Origin of the sequence: Wolbachia endosymbiont of Mansonella ozzardi, assembly GCF_020278625.1 — a bacterium.
In the GTDB taxonomy this organism is placed as follows: domain Bacteria; phylum Pseudomonadota; class Alphaproteobacteria; order Rickettsiales; family Anaplasmataceae; genus Wolbachia.
Genome location: NZ_JADAKK010000002.1, coordinates 17,430 through 37,071, shown reverse-complemented (window position 1 = coordinate 37,071; position 19,642 = coordinate 17,430). Strand labels below are relative to the sequence as shown.

23 protein-coding genes and 1 tRNA gene are annotated in these 19,642 nt (G+C 35.9%); 15 read left to right on the top strand and 9 right to left on the bottom strand.

Annotated elements, in window-relative coordinates:
- Positions 1 to 10 precede the first annotated feature (10 nt).
- Both IHO40_RS00395 and IHO40_RS00390 read left to right on the top strand, forming a co-directional pair.
- A complete protein-coding gene (locus tag IHO40_RS00395; RefSeq protein ID WP_368666741.1) occupies positions 11 to 655 on the top strand; it encodes an alpha/beta hydrolase in 645 nt (214 codons plus the stop codon).
- A gap of 5 nt (positions 656 to 660) precedes the next feature.
- On the top strand, positions 661 to 1,473 hold the full coding sequence (locus IHO40_RS00390) for an SDR family oxidoreductase (RefSeq protein WP_225536221.1): 813 nt from the start codon (positions 661 to 663) through the stop codon (positions 1,471 to 1,473).
- A 186-nt stretch (positions 1,474 to 1,659) separates the two neighbouring features.
- On the opposite strand, the gene IHO40_RS00385 is transcribed toward IHO40_RS00390, so the two are convergent.
- Positions 1,660 to 2,391, bottom strand: coding sequence for a hypothetical protein (locus IHO40_RS00385; RefSeq protein WP_225536220.1), 732 nt, complete (start codon positions 2,389 to 2,391; stop codon positions 1,660 to 1,662).
- Between the two features lie 148 nt (positions 2,392 to 2,539).
- Between IHO40_RS00385 and truB the strand changes: the two genes are divergently transcribed.
- Genes truB through pnp form a run of 3 tightly spaced genes read left to right on the top strand, consistent with a single transcriptional unit; the run spans position 2,540 to position 6,084 of the window.
- Positions 2,540 to 3,517, top strand: a complete 978-nt coding sequence (truB, locus tag IHO40_RS00380; protein WP_225536225.1) for a tRNA pseudouridine(55) synthase TruB — start codon at positions 2,540 to 2,542, stop codon at positions 3,515 to 3,517.
- 12 nt (positions 3,518 to 3,529) lie between these two features.
- Complete coding sequence (rpsO, locus tag IHO40_RS00375) at positions 3,530 to 3,802, top strand: 30S ribosomal protein S15 (protein WP_225536219.1); 273 nt, start codon at positions 3,530 to 3,532, stop codon at positions 3,800 to 3,802.
- A 14-nt stretch (positions 3,803 to 3,816) separates the two neighbouring features.
- Complete coding sequence (gene pnp, locus IHO40_RS00370; RefSeq protein ID WP_225536218.1) at positions 3,817 to 6,084, top strand: polyribonucleotide nucleotidyltransferase; 2,268 nt, start codon at positions 3,817 to 3,819, stop codon at positions 6,082 to 6,084.
- Positions 6,085 to 6,177: 93 nt separating this feature from the next.
- On the opposite strand, the gene rpe is transcribed toward pnp, so the two are convergent.
- Together rpe and IHO40_RS00360 are read right to left on the bottom strand one after the other, a co-directional pair.
- Positions 6,178 to 6,858 (bottom strand): ribulose-phosphate 3-epimerase, encoded by a 681-nt coding sequence (rpe, locus tag IHO40_RS00365; protein WP_225536217.1) that lies wholly within the window; start codon positions 6,856 to 6,858, stop codon positions 6,178 to 6,180.
- A 31-nt stretch (positions 6,859 to 6,889) separates the two neighbouring features.
- Positions 6,890 to 7,027: a hypothetical protein gene (locus IHO40_RS00360; protein WP_225536216.1), complete on the bottom strand. Its 138-nt coding sequence runs from the start codon at positions 7,025 to 7,027 to the stop codon at positions 6,890 to 6,892.
- A 13-nt stretch (positions 7,028 to 7,040) separates the two neighbouring features.
- On the opposite strand from IHO40_RS00360, the gene IHO40_RS00355 reads away from it, so the two are divergent.
- Positions 7,041 to 7,117, top strand: a tRNA-Arg gene (locus tag IHO40_RS00355).
- Positions 7,118 to 7,218: 101 nt separating this feature from the next.
- On the opposite strand, the gene IHO40_RS00350 is transcribed toward IHO40_RS00355, so the two are convergent.
- Together IHO40_RS00350 and IHO40_RS00345 are read right to left on the bottom strand one after the other, a co-directional pair.
- Positions 7,219 to 7,713, bottom strand: coding sequence for an RDD family protein (locus tag IHO40_RS00350; protein ID WP_225536215.1), 495 nt, complete (start codon positions 7,711 to 7,713; stop codon positions 7,219 to 7,221).
- Positions 7,713 to 8,351: an HAD family hydrolase gene (locus IHO40_RS00345; RefSeq protein WP_225536214.1), complete on the bottom strand. Its 639-nt coding sequence runs from the start codon at positions 8,349 to 8,351 to the stop codon at positions 7,713 to 7,715. The genes IHO40_RS00350 and IHO40_RS00345 overlap by 1 nt, the downstream gene beginning before the upstream one ends.
- A gap of 539 nt (positions 8,352 to 8,890) precedes the next feature.
- Here IHO40_RS00345 and IHO40_RS00340 point away from each other — a divergent pair.
- The 9 genes from IHO40_RS00340 to hemA all read left to right on the top strand — a co-directional run bounded on the left by IHO40_RS00340 (position 8,891) and on the right by hemA (position 16,682).
- Complete coding sequence (locus tag IHO40_RS00340) at positions 8,891 to 9,382, top strand: hypothetical protein (RefSeq protein WP_225536213.1); 492 nt, start codon at positions 8,891 to 8,893, stop codon at positions 9,380 to 9,382.
- Positions 9,383 to 9,509: 127 nt separating this feature from the next.
- Positions 9,510 to 9,674, top strand: coding sequence for a hypothetical protein (locus IHO40_RS00335; RefSeq protein ID WP_225536212.1), 165 nt, complete (start codon positions 9,510 to 9,512; stop codon positions 9,672 to 9,674).
- 843 nt (positions 9,675 to 10,517) lie between these two features.
- On the top strand, positions 10,518 to 12,416 hold the full coding sequence (htpG, locus tag IHO40_RS00330; RefSeq protein WP_225536211.1) for a molecular chaperone HtpG: 1,899 nt from the start codon (positions 10,518 to 10,520) through the stop codon (positions 12,414 to 12,416).
- A gap of 49 nt (positions 12,417 to 12,465) precedes the next feature.
- Positions 12,466 to 12,606: a hypothetical protein gene (locus tag IHO40_RS00325; protein ID WP_225536210.1), complete on the top strand. Its 141-nt coding sequence runs from the start codon at positions 12,466 to 12,468 to the stop codon at positions 12,604 to 12,606.
- An 11-nt stretch (positions 12,607 to 12,617) separates the two neighbouring features.
- Positions 12,618 to 12,758, top strand: coding sequence for a hypothetical protein (locus tag IHO40_RS00320; protein ID WP_225536209.1), 141 nt, complete (start codon positions 12,618 to 12,620; stop codon positions 12,756 to 12,758).
- A gap of 175 nt (positions 12,759 to 12,933) precedes the next feature.
- A complete protein-coding gene (locus IHO40_RS00315; RefSeq protein WP_225536208.1) occupies positions 12,934 to 13,272 on the top strand; it encodes a hypothetical protein in 339 nt (112 codons plus the stop codon).
- A gap of 98 nt (positions 13,273 to 13,370) precedes the next feature.
- The gene (locus IHO40_RS00310) at positions 13,371 to 13,754 is read left to right on the top strand and encodes a hypothetical protein (protein WP_225536207.1); all 384 of its coding nucleotides are present in this window, start codon (positions 13,371 to 13,373) and stop codon (positions 13,752 to 13,754) included.
- Between the two features lie 407 nt (positions 13,755 to 14,161).
- A complete protein-coding gene (locus IHO40_RS00305; protein ID WP_225536206.1) occupies positions 14,162 to 15,415 on the top strand; it encodes a TomO hydrophobic C-terminal domain-containing protein in 1,254 nt (417 codons plus the stop codon).
- Positions 15,416 to 15,479: 64 nt separating this feature from the next.
- The gene (hemA, locus tag IHO40_RS00300) at positions 15,480 to 16,682 is read left to right on the top strand and encodes a 5-aminolevulinate synthase (RefSeq protein WP_225536205.1); all 1,203 of its coding nucleotides are present in this window, start codon (positions 15,480 to 15,482) and stop codon (positions 16,680 to 16,682) included.
- Here the strand turns inward: hemA and IHO40_RS00295 are convergent.
- The 4 genes from IHO40_RS00295 to IHO40_RS00280 all read right to left on the bottom strand — a co-directional run bounded on the left by IHO40_RS00295 (position 16,674) and on the right by IHO40_RS00280 (position 19,623).
- Entirely contained in the window at positions 16,674 to 17,372 is a 699-nt protein-coding gene (locus IHO40_RS00295; protein ID WP_225536204.1) for an inositol monophosphatase family protein, read from the bottom strand. The genes hemA and IHO40_RS00295 overlap by 9 nt on opposite strands.
- Positions 17,373 to 17,379: 7 nt before the next feature.
- Complete coding sequence (gene efp / locus IHO40_RS00290) at positions 17,380 to 17,946, bottom strand: elongation factor P (protein ID WP_225536203.1); 567 nt, start codon at positions 17,944 to 17,946, stop codon at positions 17,380 to 17,382.
- Positions 17,947 to 18,008: 62 nt separating this feature from the next.
- Positions 18,009 to 18,515: a ribosome maturation factor RimM gene (rimM, locus tag IHO40_RS00285; protein ID WP_225536202.1), complete on the bottom strand. Its 507-nt coding sequence runs from the start codon at positions 18,513 to 18,515 to the stop codon at positions 18,009 to 18,011.
- A gap of 637 nt (positions 18,516 to 19,152) precedes the next feature.
- Positions 19,153 to 19,623 (bottom strand): hypothetical protein, encoded by a 471-nt coding sequence (locus IHO40_RS00280; protein WP_225536201.1) that lies wholly within the window; start codon positions 19,621 to 19,623, stop codon positions 19,153 to 19,155.
- Positions 19,624 to 19,642 lie beyond the last annotated feature (19 nt).

Genomic DNA, 19,642 nt, shown 5'->3' with positions numbered 1-19,642 from the left:
AAAGAAAAAAATGATTGAACTTAAAGGCCCGGAAATTTGTGAGAGTGGAAATAAGAAAAATTTAATTGTTTGCTTACACGGCTGGGGATCAAGCAGTGACAACTTTGTTCACCTTGCTAAAGTTATGAGCAAATCTTTACCTGATTCATGTTTTATAGCACCAAATGCTCCATTTGAAAGGGAAATAGGTGACGGTTATCAATGGTTCAGCCTAGAGGATCGCAGTGAGGAAGTGCTATATAATGGAGCAAAAAGTGCTGCATTGATAGTAAATCACTTTATTGATACGAAGTTAAAAGAGCTTAGCTTAAATGATGCACAGCTTTCTTTGATTGGATTTTCCCAGGGAGCAATGCTTGCAATACACACAGCTCTTACCCGTTCTCAATCTTGTGCATCGGTTGTTGCATATTCTGGTAGGTTTCTTTTGCCTTCAAAAGTTGCACCAGAGATCAAATCAAAGCCCAACATGTGCATTATCCATGGTGATGCTGACGATGTAGTACCTTTTTCTTCTCTTGGCTTAGCAGTTAGAGCTCTGAAAGAAAATGGAATAAATGTTGAGGGACACCCAATTCATACATTGGGTCACATTATCAATGAAGAAGGAATAAGACTGGGTATAGAATTTATTAAGAAAAACTTCAAAAACTAATTTTCATGCACTTGTTTTGCTTCGGTTATGGATATGTAGCTAGGTTTCTATCGAAAAAGTTACTGAATTTAGGTTGGAAGGTTAGTGGTACCTCAAAGAATCAAGACGTACAAGACGTTAATTTCTTTAATTACGACAAAGTAAGCGAGGATGCGTTTCAAGATGTAACACATGTTTTGATTTCCATCCCGCCAGGTAGCGATGATGCGCTGGAGAGATATGGCCATTACTTTCAAAATGTCAAATGGCTTGGTTATCTATCTGCAACTAATGTCTATGGCAACCACACTGGTAATTGGGTTACGGAAGAATCTGAAACAAAACCTATAGAAAACAGAGGAGAGAATCGCCTCAGATCCGAAAAGAAATGGCTAAATAGTAATTTACCTGTTCATGTTTTTCGTTTGGCTGGAATATACGGTCCAAGTAGAAACGTATTAGTTGATTTACAACTTAATAAAGCAAGAAACGTACGAAAAGAAGGGCATTTTTTTTCTCGTATTCATGTTGAAGATATATCGAATATTCTATTTTCTTCCATGCAAAGCATAAAACCTGGTGAAATATATAATTGTGCGGACGACTTGCCCGCTACACAATCTGAAGTGGTAACATACGCAGCAAAACTTCTGAATGTTAGTGCTCCAGAACCAGTGGAGGTTTATTCCTTGCCTGAATGCGCACAGAGTTTTTACTTAGGGTCAAAAAAAGTAAGTAATGTTAAAGTGAAAAGAGATCTTGTCACCTCTCTAGTTTATCCTAACTATAAGGTAGGCTTGGAAAGCTTATACTCTGAAGAGTTGAAGTCACACATTTGAAGAATCTCTCGCATAACCTGCTTTCCGATTTTGCATCTTGGACAACATCTTCTAAAAAAGGCAGAAACAATAGATTCTTGATAAAGATATAATTGAAGGCTTGAAACAGACTACATCAACTTTACAAGCCTAAGTAAAAGGGAAAAGGAAGAGGCAGAACATTTCTACCTCTCTTTAATATTAACTTTACTTTTTCAGCGCTCCAAATATAGCCGCATCTACTGCAACCTCTTGCAATTTAGCTGATACGTCACTTTTTAAAGCTTCATGGCTTTTGTTACTTACTGTAACTTTTAATGAAGCAGCTTCTTTAGTTTTACCTAACGTTTCCTTCAATTCAACAAAATCGTTAGTCACAACAACACCTTTATCTTCAACCTTATAATTAAGTCGTATGGATGTGTATCCGCCTTCTTTGTTTTTGAAGATCACGTATAGATCTTTCTCACCCTTCTCACCTAGCAATACTTTACGATTGTCATCTGAAAGCTCCAGATACAATTTCTTAACGCTTTCTTTGTTCTCTGTAACTTCCTTTTCAACAATTTTAGCATCCTTTACCGCATCACCAACAAGAGTAGAGAAGTCTGCGTCTTTACCGTCCTTACCGTCCTTACCGTCCTTACCAGCTTTACCTTGAACTCCCTCCATTGAACGCAGTTGCTGACATGAAGAAATAGCTGTTGCAATAAGGTATGCGGCAGCAACAAAGGCTATTATTGCTATTGCCCAAGGGTTAGCAAGATATGCTAAGAATGTCGAAGAAAGTGCCACTCCCTTTGCAGTAGCATAAATAGTGGTTGCTGCTATTGTCACAGCTGCAGCTGCAACTACAACTTCGATACCCATCTTTGTTATAGGTGCAGTATTTTCCCACTTCCATATGCTTGGTGTGTTTTGATTTTTTGTGTCTGGCATAATAACCTCTTAAAAATATGACTAATAAAAACTTAAATATATACTAATAACATATGTTAGTCAAGTCTTTTTTTATAATAATTTAATAAAACAAGTATATTCTGAGTTGCTTCCTAAATTGCTATTAATCACGTACAGTTGATATATGATACATGGTTGGCTGAATCTCGACAAAGCAATAGGAATTAGTTCTGCGCAAGTTGTAGCTCGAGTTAAAAAGATTTTTGGAATTAAAAAAGCTGGTCATTTTGGAACACTTGACCCTTTAGCTTCAGGTGTGTTGCCAATTGCCCTTGGCGAGGCAACAAAAACTATACCGTATCTATCCTGCAACTTAAAGGCATACAATTTCACAATAAAATGGGGAGAGCAAAAAACCACAGACGACTTAGATGGTGATACTATTAAGGCTAGCGACATAAAACCTGAGTATAACCAAATAAGCTGTGCGATCAAGAACTTTGTTGGTGAGATAGCACAAACTCCTCCTCAATTCTCAGCAATAAAAGTCGATGGGACAAGAGCATACAAATTGGCAAGAAGTGGGCAAAAAGCGAATATAAAACCCCGCTTAGTACGAATATATGAACTTAAGTTGGTCTCTGTTGACGCCATGAATAACAGTGCTGATTTTTCTATGCTATGCGGTAGTGGTGCGTATGTGAGGTCAATTGCGAGAGATCTTGGAATCGCATTAAATTGCTTTGGACATATTACACAACTAAGAAGGACCATGGTAGGTAGTTTTAGAGAAACCGGATCAGTAACAATTGAACAACTTGTTGAAAAAATTCGCTTTTCGGTGTCATTCCAGCGCGTGACTCTGGAATCCAGAAAAAAAGAAGAATGGATGTCAAGCACTGGGATAATAGAAGATGATGGAATGATAGAGAATAATGCAAAAAGTTTCATTATCCCCATCTCATCAGCTTTAAAATCAACGTTCAAGGTTGAAATTTCTGCAGAGGAAGCAGAGAAAATCAGAAAAGGTCAGGAAATCATATTAAATAACTTGTATAATTTAAAGAATTATGATATTTTTTGTACGACAGTGGGTAATACACCCGTTGCAATCTGCAGTTTTACTTATGGTTGTGTAAAACCTATTCGTGTTTTTAATGTTTGAAATGAGGTTTAGATGCCAATAACATCAGAAAAGAAAAAGAACTTAATAAATGTATATGCAATTAAAGAAAATGACACAGGTTCATCTTTTGTACAATGTGCTATTCTAACCGAAAGGATCAGTAACTTAACTGAGCACTTTAAAGTGCACAAGCATGACCATCACTCTAAGCGTGGGTTACTCGTATTAATAGGTAGAAGGCGCAAACACTTAAATTATATAAAGCGTAAGTTTGGCAATCAGGCCTATCAGGAGTTAATAGAGAAGTTAGGCATTAGAAAATAATCGAGGAATTTTGTATGTTTGAAATTATAAAAAAATCTATAGACTGGGGTGGTCGTACCTTATCTTTAGAAACTGGGAAAATAGCACGTCAAGCTGATGGTTCAGTGGTTGTAAATTATGGGGATACTTCCATTTTAGTAACTGTTGTACGTAAAAAGAAGGAAGAAAATGTCGATTTCCTGCCTCTAAATGTACAATTTATTGCAAAAAGCTATGCCATGGGTAAGATTCCCGGTGGCTTTTTTAAAAGAGAAGGTAAGCCATCTGATAGGGAAACTTTAATTTCAAGGGTGATAGATAGAAGTATAAGACCGCTATTCCCAGAAGGTTTTCATGACGAAGTCAGCGTGGTGTGCAATTTATTAACTTATGATACGGTCAATCCTCCTGAAGTACCAGCATTGATTGGTACTGTTGCTGCCCTTGCAATTTCTGGTGTTCCTTTTTACTCTACCATAGCTGGAGCCTTGGTTGGTTGTGATGAAAATAACAACTATGTACTCAACCCTTCTGTTCAAGAAATGAAAGCAAGCAGCTTAGATCTATTTTTATCTGGTGACGAGCATTCAATTTTAATGGTTGAATCAGAGGTAAAGGAGCTTTCTGAAGAAAACGTTCTAAGCGCAATAAAATTTGGTCATGAACACCTTCAACCCGTCATTAAGCTTATAAAAGAATTTGCTGACACAATTGGCAAGAAACCTAAGAGCCTCGCTCTTATTGATATGTCAGACATAACGCAGGATCTTGAAAAGTACAGTAAAGCTTTTGAGAATGCGTACTCACAAACAGTAAAGCAACAGCGAGCTCAAACTTTAGAAGCGCTCAGAGGCGATATATTAAACACTCTTAAGGAAGCTGGAAAAGATGAGAAATTAATTACATATGCAATAAAAAGCTTTGAGAGATCCTTAGTGCGCAAGATAATTAAAAAGAAAGGTATGAGGATAGACGGTCGTAAGCACGATGAAATACGTCAGATAGAGGTTGAAGTTGACATTTTATCCAGGACCCATGGTTCTGCATTATTTACAAGAGGTAGTACTCAGGCGCTGGTTATTACTGCTCTTGGTACTACACAAGACGAGCAAATTATAGATGACATTGAAGGTGATAGGCGTGAGCATTTCATGTTGCATTACAATTTTCCTTCATTTGCTGTTGGAGAGGTTTCTGCTATACGTGCACCAGGAAGAAGAGAAATAGGCCATGGTAAACTTGCTTGGAAAGCAATTCATCCTGTTTTACCTGATAAATCCGAATTTCCTTACACAATAAGAGTAGTATCCGAAATTATGGAATCAGATGGTTCTTCTTCTATGGCAACAGTCTGCGGAACCTCCCTTGCCTTAATGGATACAGGCGTGCCGATAAGGGCTCCTGTTGCTGGAATTGCCATGGGCCTCATCAAAGATAAAGATGAGTATACAATACTTTCCGATATCCTGGGTGATGAAGATTATCTTGGCGATATGGATTTTAAAATAGCAGGAACTAGTGAAGGAATTACAGCACTGCAAATGGATATGAAAATTTCTGGTATAAGCTTTGAAATTGTTGAAAAATCTTTGAAGCAAGCAAAGGCTGGAAGGTTGCATATCTTAGAAAAAATGAACGCAGTGATTTCAGAACATAGCGATGACGTCAAAAGTCATGCACCAAGAATGGTATCATTTTACATAGATAAAGATAAAATTTCTGCGGCTATTGGGGCTAAAGGAAAAAATATACGCAGTGTGTGTGAAAGGAGTAATGCAAAAATTGAAATAGGAGACGATGGCAAAGTTTCTGTGTTTGCCATGAGTAGCACTGAAGCTGAAATTGCAAAAAATATGTTGATTGATTCAATAACAGAACTAGAGCAAGGTGCAATAATTGATGCTAAGGTTATCAAAATAGATAAGTCTATTGTAGAGCTTGAACTTTTCAATGGGAGAAAAGGAAAAATGCACATAAGTGAAGTGGCTAATCAGCACATAGAGTCTATTGAAGATATACTTAAACAGGGTGATGTTTTCAAAGCGCTGGTAATTGATTTTGAAAAAGGTGGATGTCCAAAATTGTCAAGGCGTCGCGTTGATCAAGAGACAGGTGAATTTTTTGAAGGCGAGCTCTATAACGAAGAAAAGAAAGATGGTTCAAGTGATAAGGATTATTATAATAGTTCATTCAATAAAAAACCTGGGCATCGTAAGAGACCTACTCGTTCTCGTTCCGGCTTCAGTAATAGAAGTAACAGACCACAATTTGGTAGTGATGATTCATCATCAAGCTTTTATTGAGAGTAGATTTCTTGTATTACCTACTTCATCCTAGTACTAGGTACTGGAATGATATCGGCTGTTGATTTGTCTCTCAACTAGAGGTTAAGACAGCTATAGCAATGGGTTTTTAAGGTCGTTTATAGCCTTTTTTGTATTTGCGGCTCTAAATATTGCTGACCCAGCGACTAAGATATCTGCACCTGCTTTTGTTATATCGGCTGCGTTTAGGGCGCTCACTCCACCATCCACTGAAATTTGCGTTTTAAGATTATACTTTCGTATCATTTTTTTCACAACAGATATTTTATATAGCTGCGAATGGATAAACTCCTGTCCTCCAAATCCAGGGTTGACTGCCATAATCAGCACAATATCTAGTTCATGTATTATATACTCAAGCACACTTGGAGAAGTTGAAGGAACAATCGAAACTCCAACTTGAACTGTTTTTTTTGTATTGTTTGCGTTTTTGTATGACTTTATTTTCCTAACCAGTCTCTCAAGGTGTATCTCTGCTTCTGCATGTATAGTGATAATATCAGCACCAGCATTTATAAAGCTTTCAATATGGTCACCAGGAGATTTAACCATTAAGTGTACATCAAAAGGAAGATTGCTATACTTACGTATTGCAGAAATAACACCCGGACCAATTGTAATATTCGGAACGAAATTTCCATCCATAACGTCTATGTGTATATAATCTACACCTAAATCGCTAATTTTTCTTACTTCTTGACCTAATTTTGCAAAGTCTGCTGAAAGTATAGAAGGTGCAATTTTAATACCCATGGGCTGTCTTTCATTAAAGAATAAAAATAACTTATTTTTTAAACTCTGTCACCTTGACCAAAAACACAGAAAAAGTTGCATCTACGCTGGAACGATAAGGTCTTGCAAGAATTACTATGAACATCGTATTTACATGAAATACCTTGACTTCATATGTGTTAAGAAGCATTTTATATACGTTGGTGCCCGTAGCTCAGCTGGATAGAGCAGCAGCCTTCTAAGCTGTAGGTCGTAGGTTCAAATCCTACCGGGCACACCACATGTGTAGCACACTACCCTGTGTTTTTACTTTGCCATGCAACTTCCAAGCGTTTCTCCCGAAAATTTCTTACCATAAATTGAGTATGTAAAAGATTTAATCTATTTGATAGCTCCTTTCACAACAATCGTATCAAACAGCATATCATGGTATGTCTGTTTCTTTTGAGAGAAGCAAGCCACTAAATACCAGCAAAAGGTGAGCAGCAATATCATTACTCCCAGTATGCTTAAAGCGCTTGCTAACACGTTTTGTTCTTGGAAAAGCTCTATGAGGATAGCTATTACGTTGTTCAATAGATGAAGAAAAAACTGAGAAATGCTTCTATCAAATGCTAAACTCAAGTCTATTTTAGAACCGCCTAGGCTTATGGTATGTATGTTCATTAACTGCTGACCGGGGGTTGCCTGAGCTGCTGAGGATATAAAATATGTGAAGTAACTGCAATTTACACACATATATGATAGATATAAAATTAACGGAAAATTCTCTAACAATAGTATGATTAATAAGTTTGGAATTAATAAAATTGCCACATCTATTAAATATGCACAAAAGCGCCTTTTGATACTTGCAATTTCTATAACAGCAGTCATTACCTATCTTTTAAACATTCTATTATAAAATCTGTAAGTTTATCAAAATGTTGAAAGCATAACAAATCTTCGTACCCACTTATTGATTGGCCATATATAATAGGTAAACAATTGGCATTTTGTGCACACAAAATATCTGTAATACTGTCACCAACAAAAAACACATTTTCTCTATTTATAGGCAATGTACTCTCCTCTAGTGCAAATAGCAGTGGAGTTGCAGATGGTTTATCTTCTGCAGTATCGCATGAACCAACTACTCTCTCAAAGTAAGAGTCTAGCTTAAAATAGGCAACTTCTTCACGTAAATTAATGTTTTTCTTATTACTCACTATTGCTAGATAGATATTATGGCTTTTCAACGTCTGCAACATTTTCTCTACTCCTTGATTTAGGGTAATATTTTGCAATAACGCATTGTCTAAGTATTGTTGGTATATCTGATTTGCTTTTTTCCACTGATCGCCAAATAAATTGACCATGTAGCTCTTTCTTGACTCATGGGAATTTCTATCAGCGGCTTTATTACTGTATCCCATTGAGTCTAAGGTATACTTAATGGCATTAGAAATATTGTCTTGGGTGTTAACTAAGGTATTATCCCAATCGAATACTACTGCTAATGGGCTGTTTTTCATTTCTACATTGTTACGTATTTCAGGTTAACAAGTAAATAACATTTTGATAAAAAAATATAAATAGGACGCTCTTGATGCTCACAAGAAACATTATTTATTGCAGATTGTGTTATAACCATTTCTACATAATAAACTAATACACTGGTTTTATATGCTTTATTAGGAGTAGGTATGGCTAAAAAGTTAAGAGAATACATCTCAAAAAAATTTAAAGATGTTTTTGTACGTTTTCAGGCACATTTTCAGAAAGTACTTCATTAGAAGATAAAGGTTAATTATATCACAGAAGGAACAGAAGCTCTAAAGGCTGTGAAAAGTGCAGGCTCGAAAATAAGATGGAAAATATTGCAAAATTAAACAAAGAGCTTGAAAAACAACAAAGACAGAACGACAAAGAAATAGATAAACTTAGATGATCAACACAAGAGCTAAGAAAAGAGTTTGGTGCGAGTAAAATAAACAAATTAGGTGGTAATGATAAATTACCGCAAGAAGCTAGGCAAGATGCGCAAATCGCTGAAGCTTCCACTCAAACAGATATGCAACCACCAAGGGTTGAGGAGTTGTGTGATAATCCAGAGTTTCAAGAAGCAAACGGCAATCTTAAAGAAACTGCTGCAGAAGGTGAAAAGTTTGGACGAAGTGGACAAAGAGAAACTTTTATGCAAACAGACACACAACCACCTGTAAGTTTGGAGGCTCAAATTCCATCAGAGCTTAAGTCACAGGCTGTTAGCCCTACAGTCAGTAAGGGCTCCTCAGAATTAGCTGAAACTCTTGGAAACACTCCAGCGAAAGATAAGAATTTTAAATGGAGTGGACAAAGGGATCTTAAAAGAAAGAAATTGAATAATAAAAAGCTTGGACAAGACAAAAAGGATAATGCACCTCAAGAAAATCAAAAAGAAGTAGGTCTTTTTAGTCTTCTAAAATGCTTTGCTAAGGAGATATTAGAAAAACTTTTAAGTGAAGATAAAAGGGCATGTAAAATACCTACAATATGGAAGGAGCGGCTCAAAAAAATACATTAAATAATGAAATACAATAAATAAAGTATCGATAAGAGCTTTTACATAAATATAAACGGGAAAGAATTCAATTTAGAACCAGGAAAGGCTTTTAATTATCAGGACAAAGCTCTTAACATTAGTATTACATATGACAGTCCTGGGACAAAGCAAAATCTGCAACAAAATACAACTTCTTCCAATGTTGCTCATGCAATTAACTTCAATATTAATGGTAAGGAATATAGTATCGAACCTAGTGAGTCTTTCAGCACAAAGTCCTGGTCTAGAAATTAGAGTGGTGAATGGTCATTAACAGAGCAAGCACTTTGATAAAGTTTTAAGTTAAGGCCAAAGCATAAACAAGGGCTTAGAACAAGTAACAAAGCTTGAAAATCCAGCAACAACGCCTGTTAACACCCCTAAAGTGAATGAAATAAGCACGAGTCGTGAAAGATGATCCTCTTGACTTTAGTGATTTGAAAAAGCATTTGACTATGCAATAATCCTATAAATTATATGCTGTAGTAATTATAGCTACAATTAGACTTATTGCTTAACTTAAACTAAAGGCAATTATTTTTGGCATTTTTTGTGTGCTCTAAAATTGCTTTAGCTATAAACATTAAAAACTTTACTAAATAGAGAAAAAGACAAAAGAAGCCCCGGTCGACGGCTAATTATTTATATGTACTTCAAATATCGGCGTTTTTACCCTCAACACTACGATTCAGCTACTTTTAAATGCAAATAACCAAAACTGCAAATGTTAAGAAATTTACTAAATAGAAAAAGGCAAAAAAAACAGAGCAGCTAGCATTCAAATTCTTCCTTGTCTATTTGATGTTCCATACTGTCTTAAACGACTTATAAGCGCGTTTCAGCTTGAAAGCCAGAAGTTTTATAAAGACACGAGACGCTAAATACCTAAATTTTTTGTTACCAACCTACACAGATTGCGAAGATAAATAGCTTCAATATTATGGTAAGTGGGCCGAAGGAATTTGTCAAGTAGTTTTTTTATATTGGTATGTGCTTGTGCTGCCAAAACTGATTTGATATGATTATGTAAGAAGTTTTATTTTGGTGTGCGTGACCTTGAAAGATCGCAGTGTAATACTTAAATTACATAGGCAGTAGGCTAATAATGGAGCTCAAAATGCATAACGTAAAAGAAACCGAAAATTTAAAATTTGATGCTGAAGTAGGGAAAGTGCTGAATATAGTAATTCATTCGCTTTATACCAATAAGGATATTTTTCTACGTGAGTTAATATCAAATGCATCAGATGCATGTGACAAATTGCGCTACGAATCTCAACTAAACCCTAACTTGCTAGATTCAAGTGATGAGTTAAAAATCACCATTAGCTTTAGTAAAGATAAGAATGAACTATATGTCACTGATAACGGCATCGGGATGGATAGGCAGGATTTAATAGATAACCTTGGTACAGTCGCTAGTTCTGGTACACAAAAATTTCTGGAGGCGATTAAAAGTAGCAAGGGTTCAAGCCAAACTGTAGAGTTAATCGGGAAATTTGGAGTTGGTTTTTATTCGAGCTTTATGGTTACTTCAGAAGTTATAGTTGAATCTCGGAAGGCGGGAGAAGAGAAATCTTGGGTCTGGAGATCCAGAGGAGATGGAGAGTATTCAATCAGCAAATTAGATGATCAAATCCCTCGTGGAACCAAAATTACCCTGGTTATGCGTCCTGAAGAAAATGAGTTTTTAGACAAATTTCGCATTGAAAATATCGTTACTACTTATTCAGATCACATAAATTTTCCCGTTGAGTTTATAGATGAAGAAGGAAAAAGTGAAAAGCTAAACAGCAAGGCTGCAATTTGGACTAAGCAGAAAAACAACGTCACTCAAGAGGAGCACAACAATTTTTTCCGCAGTGTTGCACATGTTGGTGGGGAGCCTTGGATGATATTGCACAACAAAAATGAAGGAGCAATAGAGTATACAAATTTGCTTTATGTCCCTTCTATCAAGCCCTTTGATTTATTTCACCCAGATAGACGTTGTTCCGTGAAATTATATGTAAATAAAGTGTTTGTCACTGAGGATAATGTACAAATTATACCACAGTACTTACGTTTTCTCAAAGGTGTTGTTGACTCACCGGATTTGCCTCTTAACATCAGCAGAGAAACACTGCAGAACAATCTTGTTATTGAGCAAATCAGAAAATCCCTCACTAAACGCGTGATATCAGAACTTGGTAAAAAGGCAAAAGAAAATTTAGAGGAATACACGAAATTCTGGACCAATTTTGGCGCAGTATTGAAAGAAGGTCTTTGCGAAGCTATGCCAACCGACGAAAGAGAAGCGCTACTTTCAATTTGCAGATTTCATAGTACAGGTGATGATAAGCTGGTTAGTATCGATGACTATATAAGCAGAATGAAGCCTGAGCAGGAGCACGTCTATTACCTCACAGGCAATAGCTTGGATTCGGTAAAACATAGTCCACAACTTGAAGGGTTTATCAGCAAAGGGTTGGAGGTTCTTCTGTTTGTTGATCCAGTGGATGATTTCTGGACTAGCGTAATTCATGAATATAAAGACCAGAAAATTAAGTCCGTAACTCGTGCTGATGTTGATTTGGAAAAATTCTCCTCTGAGAAAAAAGACGAAGAAAATAAATCAGATGAAGAAAAGAGCGAAGAAAATACAGATTCTATATTAGAGTATTTCACTAAGGTCCTTGGCAGTTCAGTGAAAAGCGTAAAAATTTCCAAAAAATTGACCGATAGTCCTGTATGTTTGGCAGTTGACGAGAGTGCAATGGATCTTAGAATGGAGCGTTTTTTACGTGAGCAAAAACAGCTGAATTACCGCACACCAAAGGTACTCGAAATCAACACTAAACATCCTGTAATAAAAAGCATAATGAAATCTTATGCTGAAGATGGTGAAAACTCAACATTGGAGGATATGATCCACTTATTGTTCTATCAAGCTTGTATCATAGAGGGCGAGGAGATGGATGATGCGAGCCTGTTTGCCAAGAGGTTAAATAACTTGCTTGGCAAGGTTGTAATTTAGTGCTACACCTGGTAGCTATTGACTAGGAGATAAGATATGGCTACCGATTTTGACATCAAGTGCTATAGAGGTTGATGGTAATGATTCACTAATCGTTGGTGAGTTATGTAAAAATTTTGAAAATTCACCACGTTCAATTACTGTAGAATTAAAAGATGAGGATTTATATGCTTTATTTCTGAAAATTTAGCTTCTGCTAAAATGATAAATATCTTAAATCAAGCTATAAAAGAAAATAATTATGAAGAACTAAATAAGGTTGTACAAAATATTGAGATTATGAAGACTAATCTATTGCATCAGATAGCGAAAGCTTCAAAAATTTCTGCTCAAATCAACTGAATTTGGATTCACAAAACAAAAGTGACCACCAACATATATACTCAAATGTACTATCGCAGTAGAAACTTGATCAAGAGGAGTTCAAGTACAATTATTCAGTAAAAGAACTGGTATTATTTATTATTGACAATTGCAGCTAATAACAAACTCGCAGAAAAATACCAGAGTGTACTTTTTGTTTGAAGGGAATCTGAGTCTTTTACTTATTGCTAGTCAAAAATATATTAAAGCTTTTATAGAAAAATTCCATGGTACCGGTGGAATTTATAATAAATTAAAAAATCAAGCTATACAACTTGTTGAACCTAATAAGATTGGCTTCTTTTCAGCGATAGCATTAAGAAAAGAACAGAATTTATTAGACACAGTTTTTGTTGAGCATGTCCTGAAAGATCTTGAGCAGGTGTTAAAAACAAGCGGCTCTGATCCTTTGTATAGTGTGCTTGAAACAGCGTCGTTAGTGCAGAATGAAGAGTTTATCACGATAGTATTAGGGCATTTGAAAGGTACATAATGAGCCAACTAGGGATGCGAAAGATCTGTTAAACAAAGAGTTTTGTTACTCTATTAGAAACTGCGATCAGTCAGGAGCATGTTTCAATTGTTGAACATTTGTGCAAGAAATGCACTGAAAGTAAAGAGCCAGTAATTCAGGAAATCTATAAAGAAGCGTTTGCTGATAACAAGGTTATCGAACAAATCAGTAAGCAAATCCTGAAAAATACGGAAGCGCGTGGTAGGAGAGAAATTTATGATTTAGTTCTGAAAGCTGCACTGGATGCTGTCAATGTTGCATTTATTGAACACTTATGTGAAAAATGTGCTAAATTCAGCAATGATGTTATCGATTATCTCGACCAAAAATTGAAAGGTAACGAATTTGATAACACATACAAATCAACTCTCATTACATTGCCTAACACCGGAAATAAAGACATTATAGTCACTGTGCTCTCACATTCAAATCTATCAAAACGTATTACAATGAGCAGGTAATCAGGCAAGCCGTACAGAATATACTGAGAAGTGCAATATACTATTCAACAGGCCAAGAAGATTATTCCTTAGTCAAGGAAATATGTTACTTATGCACAAAAGCTAATGCAATTTACGTAGTTTTTCAAGAGAAGTGTAAGACTTCTAAGTCTAGCATAGATAAAGAGCATAGAAGACCTGGAAAAGGAAGACAAATCATTACAGTCTAAGCTCTACGTGAGCGCATAACTACAGTTATTTGCCAGGTATTGTAAATGGATTAATTTAGGCTACTTGCATAGCATATGATGAATACACCAAAGATCAAGAATACAATAAACATCAAGGGAATACTTATCTTGCATTCAGTTTAATACGCATTAGAGATATTCTGCAATTTTCTATTGATGTACAGGAATATCACTATCATGAACGTCAAGATTTGTGGGACGGAGTGTACCAAAACTCCTGGAATTTTTATAATGCGAAAAAGAAGTGGTAAAGTTGAAGATAAATTAGCAACTCCAGTTATAAAAAGTAACATTCTATCAGAAAACCCAGAACCTAAAAGCACTGGTAGTCAACAGCCACAAAAAAATGCTATGGACAAAGGAAAAAATATTATGAACAATGGACATGTTTCAACGAAGCATTCTATAAACAATAATTATAAGGGAGATGAAATGGACAGGGAAAAAAAGCAACAAAATCCGGCAAGCAAAAATCGTGGTAGCATATCACCTCATACTCAAGAGCAACAGAAAGTTCCTGAGACTCAAGTTCCAAAACAAATGGATGTTACTCAAAGCAAAGGAGCTTCTTCAAGTATGCAGGAACTTCAAAATAAAAGTACTATCGTTTCGTTAATTGATACTGATAAGGAAAAACAAACTCCTGCTCAACCTACTGGAGAGATAACATTGCAAACGGGAGATGAATCAAGGCTTGAAAGTAAAGGTGGTCAGCTAGATTCACCATCACATTTATCAGAAAGTTCTTTAGGTAGCAATTATTCTAAATTTGAAAGCAATGGTGATCAAAGTGGTGGTAAGTGTGCCAAAACTCCTCCAGATTCTAATGGTAACTCTTCATCATTTGAGAAGATAGATAAAGAGCCTTTGATAACTATAACCAACAGTAATGGTGGTAATAGTCAGCCTGCAAATGAAGGAAGATCAGCAGTATTTCAAATTCCAGGTGATTCACCACTATCGAATGATGATGAGAAGGAACCTTTACTGGGTAAAGCAAATGAAGATGATTCTGCGTTTAAAAATAATAGTCCAGAAGACATACAACCAGAAACTTCAGTACCCAAAGGCGGAGCTGGTAGCGTGTTTACTGAGGGTGACCAATCAGCACCGACACCAACATCAGAACCAATACCTTCATTAACTAGCAAAAAACCTGAGCAAGTGAATAACACCATTTCACAAAACACAAAAAGTAGCAATCTGCATGTCATAGCTGCTTCTATATTAGCAATAGCTGGAGTTGCTCTAGGAGTGACTACTGCGGTTCACTTGGAGATGTTAGCAGCAGGAATAGTAGTTGGAGCCTATTGTCTAGTTGCTGCAGCAGTTATGTATCACTATAAATGGCCTAGTAGCTTTATTGAAAACAATCAGATTGAAAAGGTTGCACCCAATGAGAAGAAAGAACCTGTAGCTACATCTGTATAATAAATATAGTAGTCTACCATTGAATAATTTATTATAATTTTACTAGTTATTAATAGATAAAAACTTGGTAGACTACGAAGAAATATTCTTAAATAAAATCAAAGATATAAAGGAGGAAGGGCGCTATCGTGAGTTCACGCATTTTGAGTCGTTGCCTGGCAGGCTTCCCTATATTATGGATTATGAAAGAAATAGGGAAGTAATCGTCTGGTGCAGTAATAACTATTTAGGAATGTCACAAAATGAGAGTGTTATTGCCGCTATTCATAACTCATCTGTTGGCGCAGGAGGAACTAGAAATATCTCAGGCACAACAAAAGAAGTTGTTGAACTTGAGCAATCCCTGGCTTGTTTGCATAACAAGAAGGCTGCTTTAACTTTTGCTTGTGGCTACCTTGCCAACCAGGCTACACTTAGCACTTTATTGTCCGTTATTCCTAACGTAGTGATTTTTTCAGACGAGAAGAACCATTCTTCAATGATAGAAGGCATAAAGTCAGGAAAAAGACCTAAATATATATTTAGGCATAATGACATTGATCACTTAGAGCAGCTATTAAAGTCTGTGGGTAGAAAAACACCAAAGATAATAGCACTTGAATCCATATATTCAATGGATGGAGATATAGCGCCGCTGAGAGAAATATGTGACTTGGCAGATCAATATAATGCAATTACCTATTTGGACGAAGTGCATGCAGTCGGCATGTATGGCCCGCGTGGTGGTGGAATTGCAGAAAGAGAAGGTCTGACGGATAGAGTGACTGTTATTCAAGGTACATTATCGAAAGCTTTTGGAGTGATGGGTGGGTATATAGCGTCTTCAAAGAGCTTGGTGGATGTAATAAGAAGTTCCGCTCCAGGATTTATTTTCACCACTGCTATGTCGCCTGTTTTAGCAGCAGCAGCAAAGGCAAGCGTTGAATATCTAAAATCAAGTAACATTGAAAGGGAAAAACAAAAACAAGTTGTTGAAAAGGTAAAAAACTCACTGATAAACGCGGGAATTAATCTTATCCTAACAGAAACTCATATAATTCCAATAATAATTAGTGATCCAGAGTTATCCAAAATAGCATCAAAGTTATTATTTGACGAGCATGGAATATATGTTCAACATATAAATTATCCAACAGTTCCAAGAGGGACTGAGCGCTTTCGTATTACTCCTACACCTTACCATACTGACGAAATGATAAGACATTTAACAGAATCCCTTGTAAAAGTTTTTGAGAAACTGTCTATCTCTGTGGCTCGTTTATGTTAGTTTTATATCTCCAGCAATGATTAATCCATTATCTTCTATTACCCTTACACTACTCTCTTGCAGAAAAAGTTTGCCAAGCAAGGCTTTATATTTGTTAACTCCAGAGTAAACTATTCCACTGTATCTTCCTGCGGCAAGGTATGCAAAACCTAAAACTGTTGAACCGATAGAACGTACATTACTGTTGTTAGGCAGTAACTTACTTAACAAATTACCACTTACATCTATTAAGCCTCCTTCACGACTTTTCATTCGTATTTTTATATGACGAGATCTAAAGTCTTTAAGAAAAGCTCCCTTTTTCTCTTCTGTCCAAAAAGTTTCTCTGAGAGCTGGAGCATCAATTACAGCTGCTATAACTTTGTTTTTATGAATTAGACAGACCGACACTGCAAAAAAAACCATACAACTGGAAAAATTCTCCCTGCTTTCTATAGGCATAATAAACCAGGTATAAGTGTCATCTTTTACTTCTTGATCAGTATTGTCTTCAAAGATAAAACCGTAGTCTTGCTTGTAATCATGCAAGCAATCGTATATGGTTTGCTTGCATCTTGAGTAAGTTTTATTGATAAAATCTGCTGACTTAATATTGGAAATTTGCAATTCATTGAAATCACGCACAAGCTGTTTGGAAGCACTGCGTACAGAATCAAGCATCACATTAATCCGTGGTGATGAAATGGACATTCTGCTTTTACTCTTTTACCCTTTCGTAATAGCTGTCATCTGGGGTATATACTACAATTTTGTCCTCTTCTTTTATAAATTGAGGCACGTTAATACGCATTCCGTTTTCTAAAATTGCAGGTTTATAAGAGGAAGTAACAGTCTGCCCTTTAATAACAGACTCTGTTTCTTTTACAGTCAATGTAACATAATCAGGCACATGCGCAGAAATTATTTTATCCTGGTAAGTTACTACTTTAACTTTCATATTATCCTGTAAATAAATCCTTTTTTCTCCCAATAAGTCCAAATTTATAGTGATCTGTTCGTAATTACTCGGATGCATAAGGGTTACAATATTTCCTTCAGTAAAAAGATAAACATATTCCTCTTCATCTAAAATTGCTCTTCTGATTGTTGCATCAGAGCGAAACCTTTCATAGTGTTTTGCTCCGGTTTTAATGTTCTTCATCTCTGCTTGTATGTATGCACCACCCTTGCCAGGTTGAGTATGCATAATACTTACAACCAAAAACAAACCGCTATTATGTTCCAACACTTGACCTGGCCTAATATCATTAGCTTTTTCTGCCATAATTACACTTTCAGCTCGATCTTATAATTATAAGTAGCTTTTTGTAAATATCAAAACCTTTGTTAATCAATGAATTCTGGCACATTGAGTGCTATATACCTTTCCTTCACGTTTATATTCGGAAATATTTCTTTAGTAAAAGACAGCATAATATTCTTTTTTGTGCCGATGACTGAAATTTCCAATACATCTCCTGAACCGAAATTATGTATAGATTCTATGTAGCCATATAATTCATTACTCTCTAGCCTTACTTCCATATTTATAAGGTCACTTTGATAAAACTCATTCTTATCATTTAGTTTTGGCAGCTTTTTTCTTTCTGTGTATAACTTTTTGTTTCTTAAAAGCTCTGCTTCGTTGCGAGAATTTACTCCGCTTATTGTGGCCATTACTAAACTATCACCTATGACAGACACTGAGTCTATCTTATAACTCTCATCACCACTTACCAGCTCACCATACAGAGAAATATTTTCGGGCTTTTCAGTGAAAGTTTTTACTTTAACAGCTCCTTTAATTCCGTGAGGAGAAGTAATGACTCCAAGGCATACTAAGTTATCGTTCATGTCAATATGATAATCAAAACTAGTTTTTTTGTCTACAGCGCTGGAAGCAATAGGCAACAGTAAAAAAAAAGCTATAATGTCATTTCAATAGAAACAAAAAAACTATTTGACAACCTTCACCAACCCCATTATCAAGATTGGAGATATTCAGTTATCTTCATCTGTGCAGATTAAACGACAAGAGTATTACAGTTGTCTCTTATGTTTTATTTTTTGCACTATCTACACCTTATGTCTTTATTAATTTTACCTAGACTTCTAAAGATTTTCCCTATGCAAGCTGAAACGCGCTTATAAGTCATTTAAGACAGTATAGTACGCCAATTTTTAGGATTGAGAGTGGATAACCTCTACCATGGGTTTTCTTTTGCCTTTTTTTCTGCTTAGTAAGTCTCTTAGCCCTTAAACTAAGGGCCTGTTGCAGTTTAAAAGTCGCTAAATTGCAGCGTTTAAGACTTAAAAAAACGCCAATACTGAAAACTGAAAATAGATACTAACCAGGAGTTTCTTTTGCTTTCTTTTATTTAGTAAAAATTTTTAATGTTTATAGCCAAGCAACTTAAGAGCATAAAAAAATACTAAAAATTTTCAGTTTCGGTTATATAAGAAGTCCAATGTGAAGCTCGAGGCAGACTTGCTATAGCCCAAACTCTTCATTAATTTTATCAACTATTTCTTGTGGTGGATCTTCTCCCCATCCTGAGTACAGAATTTCCCCATAATCTGCAACATCCATAGAGTCAGTCCTACTTTTTGCAAGAAACATCTCTCTCTTATCCTTATCGACCAATACATAATGCCATGCTGATCTCCCTCGATCTTTACCACGAACTAAATATATGAGATCTGATCTACTTCTTCTTGTTGCATCAGCAAAGGATCTCTCATTGACAGTTCTGCTTTTACTTTTTATGCTGCCATTTTCAGAAAAAGCTTTTTTAAATTCAGTTTTTTTGCTTGCTAACTGAGAAATTTTTCCTCTTTCCCCTAGTGCACGTTCTTTGGTGCTTTGGGATGAATACTTACTGGAAAAACCTCCCCCCGTATCGCCAGGGGTCCTGTTTGTGAAACGCTTAGTAAATGAGTTATTATTGTTGTTCTCTGTCATAAAAATCTCCAAACTTTAG

Bases quoted from the DNA above. Each gene is read 5' to 3' on its own strand.
- htpG (WP_225536211.1), top strand. From the start codon at position 10,518: ATGCATAACGTAAAAGAAACCGAAAATTTAAAATTTGATGCTGAAGTA.
- IHO40_RS00390 (WP_225536221.1), top strand. From the start codon at position 661: ATGCACTTGTTTTGCTTCGGTTATGGATATGTAGCTAGGTTTCTATCG.
- pnp (WP_225536218.1), top strand. From the start codon at position 3,817: ATGTTTGAAATTATAAAAAAATCTATAGACTGGGGTGGTCGTACCTTA.
- IHO40_RS00385 (WP_225536220.1), bottom strand. From the start codon at position 2,391: ATGCCAGACACAAAAAATCAAAACACACCAAGCATATGGAAGTGGGAA.
- IHO40_RS00395 (WP_368666741.1), top strand. From the start codon at position 11: ATGATTGAACTTAAAGGCCCGGAAATTTGTGAGAGTGGAAATAAGAAA.
- IHO40_RS00320 (WP_225536209.1), top strand. From the start codon at position 12,618: ATGATAAATATCTTAAATCAAGCTATAAAAGAAAATAATTATGAAGAA.
- IHO40_RS00335 (WP_225536212.1), top strand. From the start codon at position 9,510: ATGACAGTCCTGGGACAAAGCAAAATCTGCAACAAAATACAACTTCTT.
- rimM (WP_225536202.1), bottom strand. From the start codon at position 18,515: ATGAACGATAACTTAGTATGCCTTGGAGTCATTACTTCTCCTCACGGA.
- IHO40_RS00360 (WP_225536216.1), bottom strand. From the start codon at position 7,027: ATGCTTCTTAACACATATGAAGTCAAGGTATTTCATGTAAATACGATG.
- IHO40_RS00350 (WP_225536215.1), bottom strand. From the start codon at position 7,713: ATGACTGCTGTTATAGAAATTGCAAGTATCAAAAGGCGCTTTTGTGCA.
- IHO40_RS00305 (WP_225536206.1), top strand. From the start codon at position 14,162: ATGAACGTCAAGATTTGTGGGACGGAGTGTACCAAAACTCCTGGAATT.
- IHO40_RS00340 (WP_225536213.1), top strand. From the start codon at position 8,891: ATGCAACCACCAAGGGTTGAGGAGTTGTGTGATAATCCAGAGTTTCAA.
- IHO40_RS00295 (WP_225536204.1), bottom strand. From the start codon at position 17,372: ATGTCCATTTCATCACCACGGATTAATGTGATGCTTGATTCTGTACGC.
- efp (WP_225536203.1), bottom strand. From the start codon at position 17,946: ATGGCAGAAAAAGCTAATGATATTAGGCCAGGTCAAGTGTTGGAACAT.
- IHO40_RS00280 (WP_225536201.1), bottom strand. From the start codon at position 19,623: ATGACAGAGAACAACAATAATAACTCATTTACTAAGCGTTTCACAAAC.
- rpe (WP_225536217.1), bottom strand. From the start codon at position 6,858: ATGGGTATTAAAATTGCACCTTCTATACTTTCAGCAGACTTTGCAAAA.
- rpsO (WP_225536219.1), top strand. From the start codon at position 3,530: ATGCCAATAACATCAGAAAAGAAAAAGAACTTAATAAATGTATATGCA.
- IHO40_RS00345 (WP_225536214.1), bottom strand. From the start codon at position 8,351: ATGAAAAACAGCCCATTAGCAGTAGTATTCGATTGGGATAATACCTTA.